Here is a 17,336-nt window from a genome sequence, read left to right as displayed (position 1 = left end):
TATCCAGTTTAAATTCGTGTGTTGTCAGGCGTTGGCCAGCCGGCTGGCCGCACGAGCGATCACCAATTCTTCATTCGTAGGGATCACGAGAATCGGGAACCGAGAATCAGCATGGTTCACCTGGCTCTCTGTCTGCCTGCCGTGTTGCTGGTTCCGTTCGGGGTCGATTTCCAAGCCAAGCAGCCCGAGATGTTTGATGGTTTCTTGCCGCACTTGAGCGCTGTTCTCGCCGATTCCACCGGTGAATACCACGGCATCCAGGTGAGTAAGCGAGGCTGTCATAGCGCCGATATAACGCGCTAACCTGAAGCAGAAAACGTCTATCGCTAATTGGGCGGGCTTGTCGCCTTGCTCGGCGAGTTCACACAGTGTGCGCATATCGTTGGTATGGCCAGATAATCCCATTAAGCCACTGTCGTTGTTCAGCATGGCGTGGACTTCGCTTGCGCGAACGCCGCGGCCGGACAGGTAATCGAACAAGCCCGGATCGACGTCACCACTGCGTGTGCCCATCACAAGTCCTTCCAGTGGGGTGAGTCCCATACTTGTGTCAACGCTCTTGCCGTATTGTATGGCGGTGATGCTGCAGCCATTCCCCAAATGCGCTGAGATAATTGAGGTGCTATCCACGGGTTTACCAAGCAGTCGAGCCGCTTCTTGAGCCATGAAGTAATGGCTGGTCCCGTGGAAGCCGTAACGGCGCACGCCCCAATCTTCGTAACAGTGTTTTGGCAGGGCGTACCGGTAAGCCTTTTCGGGCAAAGTTTGGTGATACGCGGTATCAAATACAGCCACCTGAGGAACCGCTGGAAATAACGCTTGCATGGCGTCAATGCCAACCAGATTCACAGGGTTGTGGAGCGGTGCAAGGCTGGAAACCTTTTTGATGGCCGTAATCGTGTATGAGTCTATCAAGGCGGCTTCTCGGAAGGTCTCGCCACCGTGCACGACCCGATGGCCGATGGCGATAGGCGAGCCTTTAAGAAGTTCTTTTTGAGTGAAGGTTTCGATGAGTATCTGGAGCGCCTGTTGGTGGTTAGCGCCTTTTGGCAGTTCTATGGGCTCGGGGCTGCCATTTATATGCGCAATAGCATCTTGTTTGTTGAGTCTTTCGGCCAGCGCCGACGCTTTTTTCTGATGGTGTTTGTCGAATAACGCGAGCTTTACAGATGAACTGCCGCTGTTCACGACCAGTATCGATTCGTCCATGGATGGTGCCGTTTTAGTGCTTAGATAGCGGCTCGATGATTGTTCTCAAGCCAGTGGATAAATTCCTGCTCAGGCAGGGGGCGGCTGTAGAAGTAGCCTTGGGAATAATCGCAATGCTCCGATTTCAAAAAGTGGGTTTGTGCTTCTTCTTCGACGCCTTCAGCGATGACCTTCAGGCCTAAGCTGTGAGCCATGTTAATGATGGCTCTGACCAGTGCGAGGTCATCGGTATCCGTAAGAACGTCTTGAATGAAAGACTTATCAATTTTAAGCGTATCAAAGGGATAAGTTTTGAGGTAGCTCAAAGCAGAATAACCGGTTCCAAAATCATCAACCGACAACCGAACACCGGCGACATCGAGTTGTCTGAGAATGTCGGCAGTTTCTATCGTGTTATCCAGAATCAGTCTTTCGGTGATCTCCAATTCGAGAAGCTCAGCTTTGAGGTTGCTGTCAGTGAGAGCTCGGTGCACCACATCTGTAAATCCAGGGTCTCTAAACTGTCTGGGCGATACATTGACTGCAATACCAATGCCGTAGCCCGTTAAAGCTTGCCAGCACTGAGCAGCCTTGCAGGCTTCTTTGATCACCCACTCACCGATTGGGATAATCATGCCGGTTTCTTCCGCCAGTGGGATAAAGCGGTCAGGCATCACCGTACCGAGTGAAGGATTATTCCAGCGCAACAGCGCTTCGGCTGCAATCAGTTTGCCTGACGATGTATCAACAATTGGTTGATAAACCAGTTGGAACTCATTGAGTTCTAATGCCTTTCTCATATGCGACTCCATATGGAGTCGTTCATGAGAAACTTCCGTCATTTCCGGAGTGAAGAGTGCGTATGAGCTTTTACCTTGGTGCTTGGCTTCATACATGGCGGCATCGGCATGTTGGAGTAGTGTCCCGCTCGTATCGGCGTCGGTTGGAAAAATGGCAATTCCGATGCTAGTTGTAACGAATACTTCCTGAGCATGAAGCATGAAAGGGGATGAGAAGGTCAGCAAAATACGCTGTGCAACCTGGCACGCATCGGCCTGATCAGTCAGTCCGGGGAGGATAACCAGAAACTCGTCGCCGCCTAGCCGAGCGACGGTACTTGTGCCGCGTAGGCAACTGGATACCCGGCGGGCCGCTTCAACCAGCAAAGTATCGCCGGCGTCATGGCCAAGCGTGTCGTTAATGTGCTTGAAATTGTCTAGATCGAGAAACATCACCCCGACTTGCGTGCTGTCTCGTCGTGCTTGAGCAATGGCGAGCTTCAAGCGATCGAGGGCAAGCATTCTGTTCGGTAGGCCTGTGAGGATGTCGTAATTGGCCTGCCTTAACAGCTGTTGTTCATAACGTTTTCGAATGCTGATGTCCTCCCCCAGAATCAGGTAACCGGTTGTCTCATCATTGGCCCCTTTGATCGGCGTGATCACTAGCTGTTCCCAGTAGCGTTCGCCATTAGATCGCGCACTATTAATTTCGCCTTGCCATACTCCTACGCGCTGCACCTGGAGGCGTACAGATTGCCAAAGTTGTTGGGCTTCCCGCTCATCCATACTTTGACTAATGAGGCTGGAAGGATGCTGGTTTTGAATCTCCTCGAGGCGGTGGCCGGTAAGTTGCAGAAACTTCCGGTTGGCGTATTCAATGTGCCAGTGTTTATCGCAAATAAGAACGGAGGAGGGGCTTTGGTCAATGGCTTTAGAAAACTTCAGGATCTCGGCGGCATCGTGTTCGCGACGGGCTATGTCTTCATTGAGCCTTTCTCGCATCTGGTTGATGGCGTCTGTCACCATGCCTAACTCATCTTTGAGGTTGCTAGCAGGCTCGTGACGGTCCAGTTGCAACGGGCGAGATAGGTCAGCGAGCGATAAATCGCGCGTGTACTCCGCCATGGCGGTCAAATGCCGGGTTACCAAATGGCGGAAAATAGAGAGGATAACGATAGAGACCACAAAGATGGTCAAGAATTGTGTGATCAGGGTGACACCAATCTTGGTTTGAAGATCCTCATATACGCGATCAAGACTTGCCGTGATTGTCAGGCGACCGAGATTGAATAGCTCTCCTTCGTGATGCTCAAGATCGAAGCTGTGGCTAAGCGTGTTTGAGCCGGCAGCTATGTTGCCCATAACCAGCTCTGAATCGGGTTCGATACGCAGCCGCAGATGAGAAATATCAGGTAGGCTCAGAATGCCTTCCATCTGGGTTTGCAGAAGCGTTTGATCCAGGGCCCACAGGCTCCGGGTTAGGCTTGATGCATAGCCTGATTCAATGACTTCCATTCTGTTTTCGATGTCATTCAGATCTTTTCTGTAGTCAGAGTATATTTGCACGCCTGATGCCAGCAGTGTCAGGGCCGAGCTAAAGACAAGTATCCAGCTCAGTAGCCGGAAGGAAAGGGGGGAGGTGCTTCGAAATCGTCTCAGACGACTGGAAATATCTGGCATGTTTTTGGTTTGGTCACCGCATGATGTTCCGGAGCTGGGCCGCCATTTGCGGGGCATTCCTAAATTGAACGCGTTAACTAATGATTTAGAAACTGACTATAGCAGCAGTCTTTTTCAAATGCTTAGGAATTGAGTATGGGGAACAGTAAAGGGAGGAGTGCTTCTCAGCTTTGGATGGCCGGGCTAACAAAGGCGCATACTTGATGCAGGTCAATACTAAGTTTCTGCACACCGCGTAACCTGAGCTTAGTCAATTTAGACCAGCTAGAGCTGTGTTGGGGGTATTTATGTTTATAGATGTGGTTGTGTTTGCTGGAATAGCAACTGTGTTGCTTATGATCAGCTTTTTCGTCGGTGTTGGGATCTTTGTTGTAAAAGATCAGGAGCGACACGAAGAAAAAGTGAAAGGAAAGACTGACAGAGGCCACGTTGGCTTGTCTTAGAGAGAAAAAATTGGCGTCCCCTAGGGGGTTCGAACCCCTGTTGCCGCCGTGAAAGGGCGGAGTCCTAGGCCACTAGACGAAGGGGACGCAACGTTTTCTTGACTTGCCTCGTCGAGATGGCGCGTATATTAAGTATCGATCGCTGGGCTGTCAATGATTATTTTGAAAAAGTTTCATTTTTTTACGCACTCGCTTAATGCGGCTTGTAAATCGGGGTAGTGGAACTCGAAACCCTCCGATTGCAGTCGCGCTGGTATCGCTTTCTGCCCGGTAAGAAGTAGTCCTGCCATTTCACCAAGAGCCAACTTTAGAGCGGATGCTGGTGCTGGGAGGAATGCGGGTCGCTTCAGTACGCTTGCAAGTGTGCGTGTAAACTCAGCGTTAGAAACGGGGTTGGGGCTCACCATGTTGTAAGGGCCTTGGGCGAGGCGATTCTCAAACATCCAAATCAAGCCCGCCACTACATCCTCTCTATGCACCCACGGCATGTATTGTTGTCCGGAACCTAGCTTGCCTCCCAGACCTAGCTTAAAGGGCAGTAGCATTCGCGCAAGAAAGCCCCCGTTCCTCCCTACAACCAGACCCGTCCTAGAAAGGCAAACCCGAACTCCGTCCGCCTGAAGAGAAAGTGCCGCATCTTCCCATTCTGAACAAAGCTGATGGGTAAACTCCGGGTTTGGTGTTGTGTCTTCTGTAACGAGGTGTTCTTGTTGATCGCCATAGAAGCCGACTGCCGATCCTGAGATCAAGGCTTCAGGCAGCTGGTTCCAGGTTCTGATTACTTTAACCAGGCTGAGTGTCAGTGCGACGCGACTGTCTAATAGGGCTGCTTTTCTTTCTGGGGACCAGCGTTTGTCTGCGATGCCTTCGCCTGCAAGGTTAAAAACCGCATCAAAGCCCGGGTGAGCTTTTAGCAGGTTGAGGTCGGTTACCGGCTCAACTTTGCCGCAGATGGCCTTAACCGTTGCGGGTTTCTGGCGGCTTAATACGGTGAGGGAATGCCCGTCTTTTAGCAGTTGTTTGCATAATTCCCGGCCGATGAAGCCTGTGCCTCCAGTGACAAGAATTTTCTTCGACATGCCGGTCTCCCCAATTAATGTTGTTAACCGATCTCTTTAGATGGCTGTTTTTGCCAATTCTTCTTGCACGACATCTCTGATTGCCAAGCCGAGTTGAGGGTTGTAGCCAATCGGGTCTGCCAACCTCATGGTCACCTCGTGTTCCTCTGAGATCGTTTTGATCATTGCTGGTACGTCTTTTCGTAAATGTCGACCGGCCGCAAGAAATAAGGGAACCACGGTAAATTGCTTGGCTCCTTGTGCTTTAGCTTGAGCAACGATCGTATCCATAGACGGTTCAGCTAGCTCCATGTATGCGATAGTGGAGTTCTCTATAGAGTTGAGGGTGGGCTTTGCGAGCTTCTCGAACGTTTCGCACCAGCGTTTGTCGCTGCTGCCATGGGCGAGCAAAATGATATGGTGCGTGTCGGTCATAACGTCTCCGGTTTGATCTGCAGTGGTTAGGTTAATGTATCAGGGAGTTGGGGAATGTTCGATTGGAAAGAGCTTTTGGATTTCTGGTTTGGCGAATTGGATGATCAGGGACTTCCAGACAAATTTCATCGAGGCCGTTGGTTTCGATCTGACCGCGCTTTTGATCAGGAGATAAGGCGGCGCTTTATGTCTCTGGTTGTGTTTGCGTCAGAGCAAGGGCTGGAGAGCTGGAGGGCGAACCCCGGCGGTTGCTTGGCTGAGATTATTTTGCTGGACCAGTTTACCCGGAACATATACCGAGGCACTTCGCTTGCCTTTGAGCACGACCGGCTCGCGAGGGAGCGTTGTAAGGCTGCGATGCGCAGAGGCTTTGATGTGGCCTTGCCATCGGTTATGCGAGCGTTCGTTTATATGCCGCTTCAGCACTCTGAGCGTTCGGAAGATCAGGAGTTGTCGGTGCAGTGTTATCGTCAATTGGCAGCAACAGAGGGCGGCTTGCTCGGCGAGTTTCTAGAGAGTTTTGTGCAGTCTGCGGAGGATCACCGAGAGGTTGTTCGGCAGTATGGGCGGTTTCCACATCGAAACAGAGCGCTAGGGCGGATTTCTTCAGAAGAGGAGGAATTTTATTTACGGGGTGGTTCCCGTTATGGTCAGTAGGTTGTTATTTGATCGATCTATTTTTTTGCAAAAAAAGTTTTAGAAAACTGTTGACGACCGGCCCGCGATCAGTAGAATACGCAGCCGTTGAGAGGCAATGCCTCACAGCCGAAAAGCGGGAATAGCTCAGTTGGTAGAGCACAACCTTGCCAAGGTTGGGGTCGCGAGTTCGAATCTCGTTTCCCGCTCCAGAATTTAGAAAAACCCGACCCTTGTGTCGGGTTTTTTGCTATTGGTGTTCAGTAATTTACCCCCTTTCTGCTTTAGCCATCTGCCTCGGTTATACTCTGTCGTCTCATTTTCCTAACAGCGTGCTCAAAGAGTTCTCTATGAACGTGCAGTCCCTCTATATATACCCGGTTAAATCGCTTGCCGGTATCTCGGTGCCGTACCTCGAGTTGGATGATTTTGGCCCTTCCAGGGATCGCCGGTGGATGATCGTTGACGAGCTTGGCAAGTTTGTCACCCAGAGGCGATTGCCGCGCTTGGCATTAATTAAAGCCGAGCTTAATGATGGGGTGGTAGGTATTGATATTCCGGGGCAAGGTAGATTTATGCTGGAGCCGACCTCTGAGCAGCAGCGAGTAACGGTATGGCGCGACCAAGTTGTCGCCGGTGTCGCGCAGAACCTTGTTAATGAGGCATTGAGTCGCTTTTGTGGTGAGCGGTTGCGGCTGGTTTATATGCCAGACTCAACGTTTCGTCGTGTTGATCCGGAACGGGTAGTGGATGTTCGCCGAGTGGGATTTGCGGATGGCTTCCCTTTTCTGATTGCGAATACAGCATCTCTGGGTGAACTGAATAGTCGGCTTGCGCAAGCAGTAGACATACGGCGGTTTCGCCCGAACATTCTGATCTCCGGCGCAGAACCTTGGGATGAAGATAAATGGCGTGCGTTAACCGTTGGTAGTGTGAATTTTAGTGTGGTCAAGCCGTGTTCTCGGTGTGTGCTGACAACCGTTGATCCGGACACTGGAGAGAAAGACCCGAATACTGAGCCTCTTAAGACTCTGTCAGGTTACCGAAAAACCGAGGGCGGAGTGATATTTGGTCAAAACGCCGTGCATGAGAGCCCTGGAAGGATTGTTGTTGGGGATTCCGTTTCTATTTTCGAGCAGGAGTGTTGAATACAGTGCCTTTGTTAACCCTGGATAAAATATCCCTGTCGTTTGGTATGCACCCGCTATTAGATGGTGCTTCTTTGCTTCTCGAACCGAGCGAGCGGGTGTGCTTGCTGGGTCGAAACGGTGAGGGTAAGTCGACACTGCTCAAAATTGTGAAGGGTGAAGTAACGCCTGAGAGCGGTGTGGTTCGATTGGAAGAAGGCGCTGTATTGTCAGTACTTCCCCAGAATCTCCCATCCGGAGATGAACGAACAGCCTATGAAGTGGTGGCATCAGCTTTCCCTGAAACTGGTGAGCTACTTGCTCAGTTTCATCATTTGTCTCAGCAAGCTGATGAAGCCAGTCTGAACAAAATGATGGTGGTTCAGGAGCGGCTCGAAGCGCTGGACGGCTGGCGTCTGGATCAAAAGGTAACCACCATTCTCGCTCAGTATGGTGTAGAGCCGGACCGGGCTCTGAACACTCTGTCTGGCGGCTGGCAGCGGCGTGTATTGCTCGCCAAAGCTTTGGTGGCTGAGCCGGATGTTTTGCTGTTAGATGAGCCAACGAACCATTTGGATGTTCCGGCCATTGCGTGGCTAGAGGATGCGTTGGCCCAGTTCCGTGGCGCGATGCTGTTTGTGAGTCACGATAGGGCGTTTATCCGCCGGATGGCGACTCGAGTCGTTGAGTTGGACCGGGGGCAGCTCGTTAGCTTTTCCGCGACTTACGATAAATACCTTGAGCTCAAAGAAAAGGCGCTGGAAGAAGAAGAGCGGCAAAATGCACTGTTCGATAAGCGCTTAAAGCAGGAAGAAGCATGGATCCGTCAGGGTATCAAAGCTCGGAGAACCCGGAACATGGGTCGTGTGCGTCATTTGAAGGCGATGCGCGAGGAGCACCGCCAAAGACGTGTTCGTGGAGGAACTGCCAGCTTCGCTGTCGAAGAGGCGGCGCGTTCCGGCAAGTTGGTCGCTGAAGCCAGTCACGCTGATTTCGCTTATCCGGGGCAGTCTCCGATCATTCGCGATCTGGAGCTAACGGTTCTGCGCGGCGACAAAATCGGTTTGGTGGGTGAAAACGGTACGGGCAAAACGACGTTGGTTCGGTTGCTTTTGGGAGAGCTGGAGCCCAGTTCAGGCAGCATAAGGCTGGGTACGAATCTGAAAGTTGCGTATTTTGATCAGCTTCGTGGTGAGCTGGATCTGGAAAAGAATGCTCTTGATAACCTCTCTGAAGGGCGTGAATTCATAGAGATCAACGGCCAGAGCAAACACGTACTGGGCTACTTGCAAGAGTTCCTGTTTACACCAGAGCGGGCACGCTCTCCGGTCAGTGTGTTTTCAGGGGGAGAGCGAGCGAGATTGCTGCTGGCGAAGTTGTTTAGTAAGCCTGCCAATATTCTTGTGTTGGATGAGCCGACCAACGACCTGGATGTAGAGACTCTGGAATTGCTTGAAGAGCAGGTGTCCGAGTTCAAGGGTACGGTGCTCGTTATCAGTCACGACCGTGAATTTCTCGATAACGTAGTGACTGATGTTATTTTCCTGGATGGCACAGGCGCGGCGCGGGAGTATGTTGGCGGTTACAGTGATTGGCGTCGCCAAGGCGGCACTTTTCCCTCGGAAGCCTCGGGGAGTCGGCCGGATAAGCAAGATAAGCGCGGTAAGGGAGGGGTTGGAGCTGTCAGTGCTAAGTCCGGTACGGCTGGTGTTGAGCCGCCTTCAAAGCCGAAGCCGGTCAAACTCAGCTACAAGCTCAAGCTTGAGCTTGAACAATTGCCGGGCAAAATCGAACAGCTTGAAACTCGCGTAGCAGCGTTACAGGAAGAGATCTCTGCGTCAGACTTTTATTCTAAGGCGCCCGATGAAGTGGCTTCCATTCTGGAGGCGTTAAGTGAAGCTGAGGCGCAACTGGAGGTTGTGATCGAGCGCTGGATGGAGCTGGAAGAGCAGGCCGGCGAATGAAGTCGGGGGCGAAAGATTGCCCCCACTTTTCGGAATCAGTGAATTCTGATCGCCATGACGTCGCACTCGGTTCCGTGCAATACCCCGTTGGCTGTGGAGCCTAGCAGTAACTGGAAGCCTTTTCGGCCATGACTGCCAACAATCGTCAGGTCGATTTGGTGTTCGGACACGAGACGGTGTATCTCAGACTCGGGACGGCCTACGGTCACGATTTGATCTTCTTTGTTGATGCCGTATTGCTCGCCGTACTTGCTTAGCTGTTCTTTCGCAGCTTTATCCAATTGGTCCTGCAGTTCCGAGAGGTCCATGGGGATGTCACCGCCATACGCATAGCCGACCGGCTCAACCACGTGCGCAAGAATGAGCTTGGCGCCGTGGGCTTCACAGATCGCTTTTGCTTTGTCCAAAACTTGCGGGGCCTCTTCCGTTAAATCAATCGCCACCAGCATTCGTTTGTACGTCGGCATGGTTTCACTCCTTTGTGATTTATAAGGCATGAACCAAGCATAGTACCGTTAGGTAATTGATGAAAGGGGGGGGAGGGGCAGTGAGAGCTGCCCCAGCGGAAATAGCCTTACCTGTTGCTGCTCATCAGTTCGATGGCGGAAGCCAGGCCATCAATGATGCCTTTCGAGTAACGGTCGATGATGAAGGATACGTTGTTGTCGTTGTAGTTGACGTAAGAGCTTCTAATAAACTGCCACTTCGAAGAAACGTCACTTAGGGTTGCCTTAAGGTCGCCTGTGGGCGAGCCAGAGTTCACGTTTTTCAGGTGGTTATCGAAGGCTTCGGCCTGTTCATCCAGCGGGATTTCGGTGGTCGCGCCTTGAAACGTTTGCGATACAGACGAATGGGTGCGAGCTGCGTAACGCGCCATCATCTGTGCCATTAGAACCGATGCAGATCTGGCAGACTCAATCCGGTTGTCGGCTTTCGCGCCACTGTTTTCCTGCGCGACTCCGTATAGCTCTGCGGCGGTCATGTTCATTGTCAGAGCTTGGTCGGCCATGTCTGCCATCAAGCGAAGATCGGGGTAGCCTCGGTCGCGAACTTCATTGATGTTGCTTCGCATAAGATTTTTGAACTTGTCGAAGGACTGGTTCAGGCCCTCAATTTGATCACTGGAAAGTACGCCGCTGGTGCTCGAAATGACCGAATTCATGGCGTCGTTTGCTTTGTTGATGGCGACCACGATGCGGTTCAGGGTATCCGTGTCGCCCGATGCGCTGAAATTGTAGAAAGCATCCACGGCGAGGTAGTTGTTGATTCGAAAGTCGTGAAGGTCAGCCAGAAATTCACCGCCCGTCTCCTGAGCCCGGGCGCCAAAGGCTACCAGCGAGAAAAATAAGATTGCCGTAATGATTGAGGTGAAACGCGTGCGACTGCCGGTCATCGGAAGAGTCTCCGTAATGCGGTTTTATTATTGTGGACTATTATTGTTCAGCGAAGTTAAAGTAACTCAGTCGGCTTATCAAGTAGTTTCCGGCGGTTGCGGAGTGTTCCGTGAGCCAGTTCCGCTCGAGTTCCTTGAGAAGTTTCTCTGGGCTTCCGAAAGAAACAAATTGACAAACGCTCCATTTTTTTTCATCGTGTGCCCTCACGATTCAAACAACTGTATGAATTTTGGATCGGAAAGATCGGGCAGTGACCGAAATCTCGCTGCACAAACAGCCGGTTTAACGCTATGCGTTGGCTGGCTGTCAGCAGTTCCAAACACAGACTGGAGATCAGTTGATGATTTACGAAGGTAAAGCCATCACGGTTAAAGAGATCGACGGTGGGATCGCTCAGTTGGACTTTGACTTGCAAGGCGAGTCAGTCAATAAGTTCAACCGTCTCACCATCGAAGAGCTAGGCGCCGCAGCTGAAGCACTCAAATCCCAGAAGAACCTGAAGGGTCTGGTAGTAACCAGCTCTAAAGACAGCTTCATCGTTGGTGCAGACATCACCGAGTTTACCGAGCTGTTCGCGGGTTCTGAGGAAGAGCTTGTTGCCAACAACTTGAAGGCAAACGAAGTATTCAACGCAGTTGAAGACCTGCCGTTCCCGACGGTTACCGCTATCAACGGTATCGCTCTGGGCGGTGGTTTCGAAATGTGTCTGGCTACCGACTACCGTGTAATGGCCCCTAAAGCCAAGGTAGGGCTGCCGGAAACCAAGCTGGGTATCTTCCCAGGCTTTGGTGGCACCGTTCGTCTGTCTCGTCTTGTAGGTGTAGACAACGCAGTTGAGTGGATTGCCGGTGGTACTGAGAATCGTGCTGATGCCGCTCTGAAAGTTGGCGCTGTTGACGCTGTTGTCGCTCCTGACCAGTTGGTTGCCGCTGCTGTTGCCATTATCAACCAGTGCAACGAAGGCAAACTGGACAACCAGGCGCGCCGCGAAGAGAAGAAGGGCAAGATTAAGCTGAACGCTATGGAAAGCATGATGGCGTTCGAGATCTCTAAAGCCTTTGTTGCTGGTAAAGCAGGTAAGAACTACCCAGCTCCAGTTGAAGCGATCAAGACCATGCAGAAGCATGCTGGCATGACTCGCGACAAGGCCCTTGAAGTAGAAGCCAAAGGCTTCGCTAAGATGGCTAAGACCAACGTTGCCGCTTGCTTGGTAGGTCTGTTCCTGAACGACCAGGCGCTGAAGAAGAAAGCCAGCGCTTGGGAAAAAGAAGCCTCTGATGTGAAACTGGCCGCGGTATTGGGCGCCGGCATCATGGGTGGTGGTGTTGCTTACCAGTCTGCACTGAAAGGCACGCCGATCATCATGAAGGACATCAACCAGGACGGCATCGCGCTGGGCCTGAAAGAAGCCAAGAAGCTTCTGTCCAAGCGTGTTGATAAAGGCCGTATGGACGCTGGCAAGATGGCCGACGTTCTGAACAGCATCACTCCGACCCTAAACTACGGTGATTTCAAGAACGTAGACTTGGTTGTTGAAGCTGTTGTTGAGAACCCGAAGGTTAAAGATGCGGTACTGCGTGAAACCGAAGATGCGGTTCGCGAAGACGCTATCCTGACTTCTAACACCTCCACAATTTCCATCAACCTTCTGGCTAAAAACCTGAAGCGTCCGGAAAATTTCTGTGGCATGCACTTCTTCAACCCGGTACACATGATGCCGTTGGTTGAGGTTATCCGTGGCGAGAAGACCAGTGATCGCGCTATCGCGACGACTGTTGCGTACGCCAAGGCCATGGGTAAGACTCCGATCGTTGTAAACGATTGCCCGGGCTTCCTGGTTAACCGTGTACTGTTCCCATACTTTGGTGGCTTTGTAGGTCTGGTCCGTGACGGCGCCGACTTCCAGAAAGTCGACAAGGTTATGGAAAAGTTTGGCTGGCCGATGGGTCCTGCGTATCTGCTGGACGTTGTAGGCATGGACACTGGCAAGCACGCTGGTGAAGTCATGGCTGAAGGCTTCCCGGATCGCATGAAGCATGCTGAAACCACAGCTATTGACGTAATGTTTGAAAACAACCGTTACGGTCAGAAGAACGATGTTGGTTTCTACAAGTATGAGCTGGACCGCAAGGGCAAGCAGAAGAAAGTTGTAGACGAAGAAACCTACAAGCTGCTTGAGCCAGTAGTAAAAGCCAAGAACGACTTCAGCGACGAAGACATCATCGCTCGTATGATGATCCCTCTGTGTCTGGAAACTGTTCGCTGCCTGGAAGACGGCATCGTTGAAGATCCGGCCGACGCAGATATGGGTCTCATCTTCGGCATCGGCTTCCCGCCGTTCCGTGGTGGTGCACTGCGCTACATCGATGATATGGGTGTAGATAAGTTCGTTGAACTGGCAGACAAGTTTGCAGATCTGGGTCCTTTGTATCACCCGACCGAGAAGCTGCGTGAAATGGCCAAGACTGGCGAAAAATTCTTTGGCTAACCCTGAAAGAGATTTCCGAACGGAGAAAGATCAATGAGCCTTAATCCGAGAGACGTTGTCGTCGTCGATTGCGTACGGACTCCGATGGGTCGTGCCAAAAACGGTTGCTTCCGTAACGTACGTGCGGAAACCCTGTCGGCTACGCTGATCGACGCACTGTTCGAGCGCAACCCGAAGCTCGATCCAAAAGAAGTTGAAGATGTAATCTGGGGTTGTGTAAACCAGACTAAAGAGCAGGGCTTTAACGTGGCTCGGCAGATTTCTCTGCTGACCCGTATCCCGCACGAGTCTGCAGCACAAACCGTAAACCGTCTGTGTGGCTCCGCTATGAGCGCCATCCACACTGCGGCCCAGGCCATCATGACCGGTAACGGTGATGTATTCATGGTTGGTGGTGTTGAGCACATGGGTCACGTACCTATGACTGCTGGCTTCGACCACAACCCGGCTGCATCTAAGTACTCTGCTAAAGCGTCCAACATGATGGGCCTGACTGCAGAAATGCTGGCTAAAATGCACGGTATCACCCGTGAGCAGCAGGACGAATTCGGTGCGCGTTCTCACCGCTTGGCTCACGAAGCCACGCTTGAGGGTCGCTTCAAGAACGAAATCGTTCCTGTTCAAGGTCACGACGAAAATGGCTTTGTGAAGCTGATCGAAGAAGACGAGACCATTCGTCCGGAAACCACTGCGGAATCCTTGGGCCAGCTGAAGCCGGCTTTTGATCCGAAGAACGGTACCGTGACTGCTGGTACTTCTTCACAGTTGACTGACGGTGCCGCTGCTATGGTACTGATGTCTGCAGAGCGCGCTGAAGCGCTTGGATTGAAGCCAATCGCTAAGATCCGCAGCATGGCTGTAGCTGGCTGTGATCCCGCGATCATGGGTTACGGCCCGGTTCCGGCTACCAAGAAAGCGCTGAAGCGTGCAGGCCTGAAAGTTGAAGATATCGACTTCTGGGAACTGAACGAAGCGTTTGCTGGTCAGTCTCTGCCAGTACTGAAAGACCTTAAGCTTCTGGGTGTAATGGAAGAGAAGGTTAACCTGAACGGTGGCGCGATTGCTCTTGGGCATCCGCTGGGCTGCTCTGGTGCCCGTATCTCTACCACCCTGCTGAACGTCATGCAGGCCAAAGGCGGTAAGCTTGGTGTATCCACCATGTGTATCGGTTTGGGCCAGGGCATCGCGACGGTCTGGGAGCGTCTCTGATCGAGTAATTTAGATCAGTAACGCTTACTCAGGAAGGCCCGGCTTATGCCGGGCCTTCCTGTTTCTGGCGCTCCGTTTTGGTGCCAAAAAATCAGAAAAAGACCGTTTCAAGTTAAAGAATGGGTTGTCTTGCCATTCTTGACCCTGTAAAACAGTGAGCCTATACACAATGGCAACCCTTACGTTTCCAGTTGCCTGATTTTTATGCGAGTTTGCGGTTTGTTCAGTTATTAACCGATTCGCCGCCAAGGATATAGATCTCCGATATGGGTAAAAGTCTCGTTATTGTCGAGTCTCCAGCGAAAGCGAAGACCATCAACAAGTATCTGGGCTCTGACTTCATTGTTAAGTCGAGCGTCGGCCACATTCGTGACCTGCCAGTCAGTGGCAGTGGTAGTCAGTCTGACCCGAAAGAGCGGGCTAAGCAGGCGGCTGCTACACGTAAGTTGAGTCCCGAGGAAAAGGTCGAACACAAGAAGCGTAAAGCCAGGGAACAGTTGGTCGCACGCATGGGTGTCGATCCGGACCGCGACTGGAGTGCGCGTTACGAAGTCCTGCCGGGCAAAGAGAAAGTGGTGAGTGAGCTGAAGCGTTTGGCTAAGAATGCAGACCACATCTATCTCGCAACGGATTTGGATAGAGAGGGGGAGGCTATTGCATGGCACCTCCAGGAAACCATCGGTGGTGAGCCTGAAAAATATCGGCGAGTTGTGTTTAACGAAATCACCAAGCGTGCAATACAGGAAGCGTTTGAAGATCCGGGCAATCTCGATACTGATCGCGTAAACGCTCAGCAGGCGCGTCGCTTTCTGGACCGGGTTGTGGGCTATATGGTTTCGCCTCTGCTCTGGAGCAAAATTGCACGTGGTTTGTCTGCAGGGCGCGTTCAGTCGGTTGCTGTCCGCCTGATCGTTGAGCGCGAACGAGAAATCCGCAAGTTTATACCGGAAGAGTTTTGGCAGTTGCACGCTGACTTGAGCCCGAACGAAGCAAAACAACCGGTACGCTTTGAGGTCACTCGACACGCCGGTAAGCCTTATCGCCCTGTCAATGAAGCTCAGAGCAACGAGCATGTGGCTCGCCTCAAAGAGGGTGGCTTCAAAGTTGCTAAGCGTGAGGACAAGCCGACGCGTTCAAAACCGTCCGCACCCTTCATCACATCGACGCTGCAACAAGCTGCCAGTAATCGCATGGGCTTCAGCGTTAAGAAAACTATGATGCTGGCTCAGCGTCTGTACGAGGCAGGTTACATCACCTACATGCGTACGGACTCGACCAACCTCAGCAAAGATGCGGTTGAAGGCTGTCGCGAGTTTGTCCAAAAGCAGTTTGGTGACCGTTATCTGCCGGACGCTCCGCGCTTGTATGGCAGCAAAGAAGGCGCTCAGGAGGCTCACGAGGCTATCCGTCCATCGGATGTGACTCGCAGGCCGTCTGATATTTCCGGTCTTGAGAAAGACGCTGAGAAGCTGTACGACTTGATCTGGCGTCAGTTCATTGCTTGCCAAATGGCCGATGCGGAATTCCTGAGTACATCCATTGTGGTTGCCAATGGTGACTACGAGCTGCGCACCCGTGGGCGCATCGTTAAGTTTGAAGGTTTCCTGAAGGCGGCGCCGCAATCGTCCAAGAAAGATGAAGATGTGGCGTTGCCTGATATCAAGGTTGATGAAGTGCTCGATCTAAGCAAGCTGGATCCCACCCAGCACTTCACCAAGCCATCGCCACGATATACAGAAGCGAGCCTGGTTAAAGAGTTGGAGAAGCAGGGGATTGGCCGGCCCTCCACTTATGCGTCGATCATTTCGACCATTCAGGATCGCGGCTATGTCCGCTTGCAGAATCGCCGCTTTTACGCCGAGAAAATGGGCGAGATTGTCACTGAGCGTTTGGCCGAGTCGTTCCCGAATTTGATGGACTATGACTTTACTGCGCGCTTGGAAGATGAGCTGGACCACATTGCTGGCGGCGAAGTGAAGTGGAAGAAGGTCCTTAACGATTTCTACGCTAAGTTCCGTAAACAGCTCGACAGTGCGAGTCAGACGGAAGGCGGCATGCGCGCCAATACGCCAACCGAAACGGACATACCTTGCCCAAGTTGTGGCCGTAACATGCAGATTCGCGTGGCCAGTACGGGCGTGTTCCTGGGTTGCTCAGGGTATTCCTTGCCGCCTAAGGAACGCTGCAAAACGACGATTAACCTGGTGTCGGGTGATGAAGTCGTCAGTGCTGATGAAGACGTGGAAGGTGAAGGTGAAACGCGTCTTCTACGAATGAAGCGCCGCTGCGGCCAGTGCGGTACCGCCATGGACAGCTATTTGGTTGATGAAACCCGTAAGTTGCATGTGTGCGGTAACAATCCTGATTGCTCGGGCTATGAAGTGGAGCAGGGCACATTCCGGATTAAGGGCTACGATGGTCCCACGCTTGAATGTGATAAGTGTGGCTCTGAGATGCAGCTCAAAACCGGCCGTTTTGGCAAGTACTTTGGTTGCACGAGTGACGACTGTAAAAATACGCGTAAGTTGCTAAAGAGTGGGGAGCCTGCGCCACCCAAGATGGATCCGGTGCCCATGCCTGAGCTGCAGTGTCAGAAGGTTGATGACACCTATGTTCTGCGTGATGGTGCCTCTGGGTTGTTCCTGGCCGCGAGTAAGTTTCCGAAGAACCGGGAAACCAGGCCGCCTTTGGTGATGGAGATCAAACCGCACCGTAAGGAAATTGATCCGAAGCATGATTACTTGATGGATGCTCCGGAGAAGGACCCCGAGGGCAACCCAACCGTGATTCGTTACAGCCGAAAAACCAAAGAACAGTACGTGATGTCGGAGAAAGACGGCAAAGCGACGGGTTGGTCTGCTTGGTACGAGAACGGGCGTTGGGTTCCGAGAGACAAGAAAAAGTAATTCTTGGTATCTAACCCTACGGGAAGTGC

General features: G+C 52.1%; 13 protein-coding genes and 2 tRNA genes. 8 read left to right on the top strand and 7 right to left on the bottom strand.

From position 1 onward, the window contains the following. Nucleotides 1–24: 24 nt before the first annotated feature. Both ACNQ6O_RS06085 and ACNQ6O_RS06080 read right to left on the bottom strand, forming a co-directional pair. Nucleotides 25–1,209 carry an acetate kinase gene (locus tag ACNQ6O_RS06085; RefSeq protein WP_418052360.1) on the bottom strand — a complete coding sequence of 395 codons (1,185 nt, stop codon included), beginning with the start codon at nucleotides 1,207–1,209 and terminating at the stop codon, nucleotides 25–27. A gap of 20 nt (nucleotides 1,210–1,229) precedes the next feature. Next, entirely contained in the window at nucleotides 1,230–3,647 is a 2,418-nt protein-coding gene (locus tag ACNQ6O_RS06080) for an EAL domain-containing protein (protein ID WP_418052359.1), read from the bottom strand. Nucleotides 3,648–3,934: 287 nt separating this feature from the next. On the opposite strand from ACNQ6O_RS06080, the gene ccoM reads away from it, so the two are divergent. Then, the gene (ccoM, locus tag ACNQ6O_RS06075) at nucleotides 3,935–4,090 is read left to right on the top strand and encodes a cytochrome c oxidase subunit CcoM (RefSeq protein ID WP_418052358.1); all 156 of its coding nucleotides are present in this window, start codon (nucleotides 3,935–3,937) and stop codon (nucleotides 4,088–4,090) included. Between the two features lie 11 nt (nucleotides 4,091–4,101). On the opposite strand, the gene ACNQ6O_RS06070 is transcribed toward ccoM, so the two are convergent. From ACNQ6O_RS06070 to ACNQ6O_RS06060, 3 genes are all read right to left on the bottom strand, one after another. Further along, nucleotides 4,102–4,177 (bottom strand) — tRNA-Glu (locus tag ACNQ6O_RS06070). Nucleotides 4,178–4,263: 86 nt separating this feature from the next. After that, nucleotides 4,264–5,169, bottom strand: a complete 906-nt coding sequence (locus ACNQ6O_RS06065; protein WP_418052357.1) for a TIGR01777 family oxidoreductase — start codon at nucleotides 5,167–5,169, stop codon at nucleotides 4,264–4,266. A gap of 36 nt (nucleotides 5,170–5,205) precedes the next feature. Beyond that, nucleotides 5,206–5,583, bottom strand: coding sequence for a sirohydrochlorin chelatase (locus ACNQ6O_RS06060; RefSeq protein ID WP_418052356.1), 378 nt, complete (start codon nucleotides 5,581–5,583; stop codon nucleotides 5,206–5,208). Between the two features lie 54 nt (nucleotides 5,584–5,637). On the opposite strand from ACNQ6O_RS06060, the gene ACNQ6O_RS06055 reads away from it, so the two are divergent. From ACNQ6O_RS06055 to ACNQ6O_RS06040, 4 genes are all read left to right on the top strand, one after another. Beyond that, a complete protein-coding gene (locus tag ACNQ6O_RS06055; RefSeq protein ID WP_418052355.1) occupies nucleotides 5,638–6,240 on the top strand; it encodes a DUF924 family protein in 603 nt (200 codons plus the stop codon). 115 nt (nucleotides 6,241–6,355) lie between these two features. Beyond that, a tRNA-Gly gene (locus ACNQ6O_RS06050) sits at nucleotides 6,356–6,431 on the top strand. Nucleotides 6,432–6,569: 138 nt separating this feature from the next. Then, nucleotides 6,570–7,367, top strand: a complete 798-nt coding sequence (locus tag ACNQ6O_RS06045) for an MOSC domain-containing protein (RefSeq protein WP_418052354.1) — start codon at nucleotides 6,570–6,572, stop codon at nucleotides 7,365–7,367. A gap of 5 nt (nucleotides 7,368–7,372) precedes the next feature. Further along, complete coding sequence (locus ACNQ6O_RS06040; RefSeq protein WP_418052353.1) at nucleotides 7,373–9,310, top strand: ATP-binding cassette domain-containing protein; 1,938 nt, start codon at nucleotides 7,373–7,375, stop codon at nucleotides 9,308–9,310. A gap of 35 nt (nucleotides 9,311–9,345) precedes the next feature. On the opposite strand, the gene ACNQ6O_RS06035 is transcribed toward ACNQ6O_RS06040, so the two are convergent. Further along, on the bottom strand, nucleotides 9,346–9,777 hold the full coding sequence (locus ACNQ6O_RS06035; protein ID WP_418052352.1) for a universal stress protein: 432 nt from the start codon (nucleotides 9,775–9,777) through the stop codon (nucleotides 9,346–9,348). 107 nt (nucleotides 9,778–9,884) lie between these two features. Beyond that, nucleotides 9,885–10,703 (bottom strand): hypothetical protein, encoded by an 819-nt coding sequence (locus ACNQ6O_RS06030; RefSeq protein ID WP_418052351.1) that lies wholly within the window; start codon nucleotides 10,701–10,703, stop codon nucleotides 9,885–9,887. Between the two features lie 341 nt (nucleotides 10,704–11,044). Between ACNQ6O_RS06030 and fadB the strand changes: the two genes are divergently transcribed. From fadB to topA, 3 genes are all read left to right on the top strand, one after another. After that, nucleotides 11,045–13,192: a fatty acid oxidation complex subunit alpha FadB gene (gene fadB, locus ACNQ6O_RS06025; protein WP_418052350.1), complete on the top strand. Its 2,148-nt coding sequence runs from the start codon at nucleotides 11,045–11,047 to the stop codon at nucleotides 13,190–13,192. Nucleotides 13,193–13,225: 33 nt separating this feature from the next. Next, a complete protein-coding gene (fadA, locus tag ACNQ6O_RS06020; RefSeq protein WP_114335569.1) occupies nucleotides 13,226–14,401 on the top strand; it encodes an acetyl-CoA C-acyltransferase FadA in 1,176 nt (391 codons plus the stop codon). 266 nt (nucleotides 14,402–14,667) lie between these two features. Continuing rightward, on the top strand, nucleotides 14,668–17,307 hold the full coding sequence (gene topA, locus ACNQ6O_RS06015) for a type I DNA topoisomerase (protein WP_418052349.1): 2,640 nt from the start codon (nucleotides 14,668–14,670) through the stop codon (nucleotides 17,305–17,307). Nucleotides 17,308–17,336 lie beyond the last annotated feature (29 nt).

Source organism: Marinobacter sp. SBS5 (assembly GCF_048285575.1).
GTDB lineage: Bacteria > Pseudomonadota > Gammaproteobacteria > Pseudomonadales > Oleiphilaceae > Marinobacter.
The sequence above is the reverse complement of the archived record's forward strand: the minus strand, read 5'-3'. Positions and strand labels throughout refer to the sequence as shown.

Bases quoted from the DNA above. Each gene is read 5' to 3' on its own strand.
- ACNQ6O_RS06085 (WP_418052360.1), bottom strand. From the start codon at position 1,209: ATGGACGAATCGATACTGGTCGTGAACAGCGGCAGTTCATCTGTAAAG.
- ACNQ6O_RS06080 (WP_418052359.1), bottom strand. From the start codon at position 3,647: ATGCCAGATATTTCCAGTCGTCTGAGACGATTTCGAAGCACCTCCCCC.
- ccoM (WP_418052358.1), top strand. From the start codon at position 3,935: ATGTTTATAGATGTGGTTGTGTTTGCTGGAATAGCAACTGTGTTGCTT.
- ACNQ6O_RS06065 (WP_418052357.1), bottom strand. From the start codon at position 5,169: ATGTCGAAGAAAATTCTTGTCACTGGAGGCACAGGCTTCATCGGCCGG.
- ACNQ6O_RS06060 (WP_418052356.1), bottom strand. From the start codon at position 5,583: ATGACCGACACGCACCATATCATTTTGCTCGCCCATGGCAGCAGCGAC.
- ACNQ6O_RS06055 (WP_418052355.1), top strand. From the start codon at position 5,638: ATGTTCGATTGGAAAGAGCTTTTGGATTTCTGGTTTGGCGAATTGGAT.
- ACNQ6O_RS06045 (WP_418052354.1), top strand. From the start codon at position 6,570: ATGAACGTGCAGTCCCTCTATATATACCCGGTTAAATCGCTTGCCGGT.
- ACNQ6O_RS06035 (WP_418052352.1), bottom strand. From the start codon at position 9,777: ATGCCGACGTACAAACGAATGCTGGTGGCGATTGATTTAACGGAAGAG.
- ACNQ6O_RS06030 (WP_418052351.1), bottom strand. From the start codon at position 10,703: ATGACCGGCAGTCGCACGCGTTTCACCTCAATCATTACGGCAATCTTA.
- fadB (WP_418052350.1), top strand. From the start codon at position 11,045: ATGATTTACGAAGGTAAAGCCATCACGGTTAAAGAGATCGACGGTGGG.
- fadA (WP_114335569.1), top strand. From the start codon at position 13,226: ATGAGCCTTAATCCGAGAGACGTTGTCGTCGTCGATTGCGTACGGACT.
- topA (WP_418052349.1), top strand. From the start codon at position 14,668: ATGGGTAAAAGTCTCGTTATTGTCGAGTCTCCAGCGAAAGCGAAGACC.